Below are 3174 nucleotides of genomic sequence, written 5' to 3'. Positions count from 1 at the left end.
GCGCCGGCTTCAAAGCCTGGCGGCGACCTACTCTTCCATCGCTTAGGCGATAGTACCATCGGCGCTGTCTGGTTTCACGGCCGAGTTCGGGATGGGATCGGGTGGGTCACAGACGCTATGGCCACCAAGCTATGGGGCCGGCGCAGCATATGTTTCGTTCGTAGCAATCGATGATGATGCCCGTGCTGGGATATTCGATCCGCCATCCTGTCGGGGCTGTTGTGTACAGCCCTGTCGGTGATGGTGGGACTCTCAAGCGCGAATAGAGCAATTAGGACCGGTTAGCTTCATGCGTTACCGCACTTCCACATCCGGCCTATCAAGGTCGTGGTCTTCGACCGCTCTAAGAAATCTTATCTCGAGGGAGGCTTCCCGCTTAGATGCTTTCAGCGGTTATCCCGTCCATGCATAGCTACCCTGCTGCACCGCTGGCGCGATGACAGGTCCACCAGAGGCATGTTCAACCCGGTCCTCTCGTACTAGGGTCAACTCCTCTCAAATTTCGACGCCCACGGCAGATAGGGACCAAACTGTCTCGCGACGTTCTGAACCCAGCTCACGTACCACTTTAATTGGCGAACAGCCAAACCCTTGGGACCTGCTCCAGCCCCAGGATGTGATGAGCCGACATCGAGGTGCCAAACAACCCCGTCGATATGAGCTCTTGGGGGTTATCAGCCTGTTATCCCCGGCGTACCTTTTATCCGTTGAGCGATGGCCCTTCCACGAGGGACCACCGGATCACTATGACCGACTTTCGTCTCTGCTCGACTTGTCAGTCTCGCAGTCAGGCTGGCTTATGCCATTGCACTCTAACAGCCGGTTTCCAACCGGCCTGAGCCAACCTTCGCGCGCCTCCGTTACTCTTTGGGAGGCGACCGCCCCAGTCAAACTACCCGCCACAGAGGGTCCCTGAACCAGTTTCATGGTTCGAGGTTAGACATCAGAAAACAACAGGGTGGTATTTCACCTATGGCTCCCCCGGAACTGGCGTCCCGGCTTCAAAGCCTCCCACCTATGCTACACAGTTCTTTCCTAATGCCACTCTGAAGCTGCAGTAAAGGTGCACGGGGTCTTTCCGTCTAACCGCGGGTACTCCGCATCTTCACGGAGAATTCAATTTCGCTGAGCATGTGCTGGAGACAGTGGGGAAGTCGTTACGCCATTCGTGCAGGTCGGAACTTACCCGACAAGGAATTTCGCTACCTTAGGACCGTTATAGTTACGGCCGCCGTTTACCTGGGCTTCATTTCGGAGCTTGCACCCCTCCACTTAACCTTCAGGCACCGGGCAGGCGTCAGACCCTATACGTCGTCTTGAAGCCGACTTAGCAGAGCCCTGTGTTTTTGCTAAACAGTCGCTACCCCCTGGCCTGTGCCCCCCATGAAAAGTTGCCTTAACATGGGGCCTCCTTCTTCCGAAGGTACGGAGGCAATTTGCCGAGTTCCTTCAGCACACTTCTCTCAAGCGCCTTGGTATACTCTACCAGACCACCTGTGTCGGTTTCGGGTACGGTCTATACGGTGGGGCTATTTCCTGGAACCTCTTCGAAGCCAGACCAATCCGATAAGGACTGACAACTTACGAGATCCGTCACACACCACCAGGCCCACGAATATTAACGTGGTTCCCATCGACTACCCCCTTCGGGCTCGTCTTAGGGGCCGGCTCACCCTGCGCGGATTAGCCTTGCGCAGGAACCCTTGGTCTTTCGGCGACAGGGCATCTCACCCTGTTTATCGCTACTCATGTCTGCATTCGCACTTCCGATACCTCCACGGCCCATTACCAGACCGCTTCACAGGCGTACGGAACGCTCCGCTACCGCGTGGATAAATCCACACCCTAAGCTTCGGTGCACGTCTTGAGCCCCGTTACATCTTCGCCGCAGGAACCCTTGTTTAGACCAGTGAGCTGTTACGCTTTCTTTAAAGGATGGCTGCTTCTAAGCCAACCTCCTGGTTGTTTTGGGATTCCCACATGCTTTCCCACTTAGACGTGACTTGGGGACCTTAGCTGTAGGTCAGGGCTGTTTCCCTCTTGACGACGGACCTTAGCACCCGCCGTCTGTCTCCCGAGCAGTACTCGTTGGTATTCGGAGTTTGGTTAGGTTTGGTAGATCTCGCGACCCCCTAGCCCATCCAGTGCTCTACCCCCAACGGTATTCACTCGAGGCACTACCTCAATAGTTTTCGCGGAGAACCAGCTATTTCCCGGCTTGATTGGCCTTTCACCCCTAAACACAACTCATCCGGTAACTTTTCAACGTTAATCGGTTCGGACCTCCAGTGGGTGTTACCCCACCTTCATCCTGGTCATGCCTAGATCGCCGGGTTTCGGGTCTAATGCATCGAACTAAGGCGCCCTATTCAGACTCGCTTTCGCTGCGCCTACACCTAACGGCTTAAGCTTGCTCGATACATTAAGTCACAGACCCATTATGCAAGAGGTACGCTGTCAGGTCTCAAGGACCCTCCAACTGCTTGTAGGCATTCGGTTTCAGGTACTGTTTCACTCCCCTAATCGGGGTGCTTTTCACCTTTCCCTCACGGTACTTGTTCGCTATCGGTCATGCACGAGTATTTAGGCTTGGAGGGTGGTCCCCCCATGTTCAGACAGGATTACACGTGTCCCGCCCTACTCGAGTCCTGATGCATCACTTTCGCATACGGGGCTGTCACCCGCTATGGCCGGCCTTTCCAAACCGTTCTGCTAGTTGAACACCAGGCACTGGCCTGGTCCGCTTTCGCTCGCCACTACTCACGGAATCTCGGTTGATGTCTTTTCCTCCGGCTACTGAGATGTTTCAGTTCGCCGGGTTCGCTTCACCAAAGCTATGTATTCACTTCGGTGATATCCTTCCCATTTAACTCTGCCGCCGATCTCTCGGCAGCGGAATTAAATGGTGAGGATGGGTTTCCCCATTCGGAAATCTGCGGGTCAAAGGTTGCTCACACCTCACCGCAGCTTATCGCAGCGTGCCACGTCCTTCATCGCCTGTGCATGCCAAGGCATCCACCAAATGCCCTTACCTCACGCTTGAGAGTCCACACCACCAACGACAGGGCTGAACGGTAACTGACACGAAGCCAGCCGCCACTCGGCAAAACCCTATCGCCATGATGCGGATAGAAATTTCTCAGCATAGATATCAATTGCAACGGCACACGATCC

The 3174-nt window shown here is 54.9% G+C and carries 2 rRNA genes; both read right to left on the bottom strand.

The annotated features are described in order from the left end of the window. Positions 1 to 14 precede the first annotated feature (14 nt). Positions 15 to 129: ribosomal RNA gene (gene rrf, locus GQY20_RS31810) — 5S ribosomal RNA — on the bottom strand. 122 nt (positions 130 to 251) lie between these two features. Next, positions 252 to 3042 (bottom strand): 23S ribosomal RNA (locus tag GQY20_RS31805). Positions 3043 to 3174 lie beyond the last annotated feature (132 nt).

Source organism: Flavisphingomonas formosensis, assembly GCF_009755815.1.
In the GTDB taxonomy this organism is placed as follows: domain Bacteria; phylum Pseudomonadota; class Alphaproteobacteria; order Sphingomonadales; family Sphingomonadaceae; genus Flavisphingomonas; species Flavisphingomonas formosensis.
Note: the sequence above shows the minus strand (reverse complement) of the source record. Positions and strands in the feature narration are given on the sequence as shown.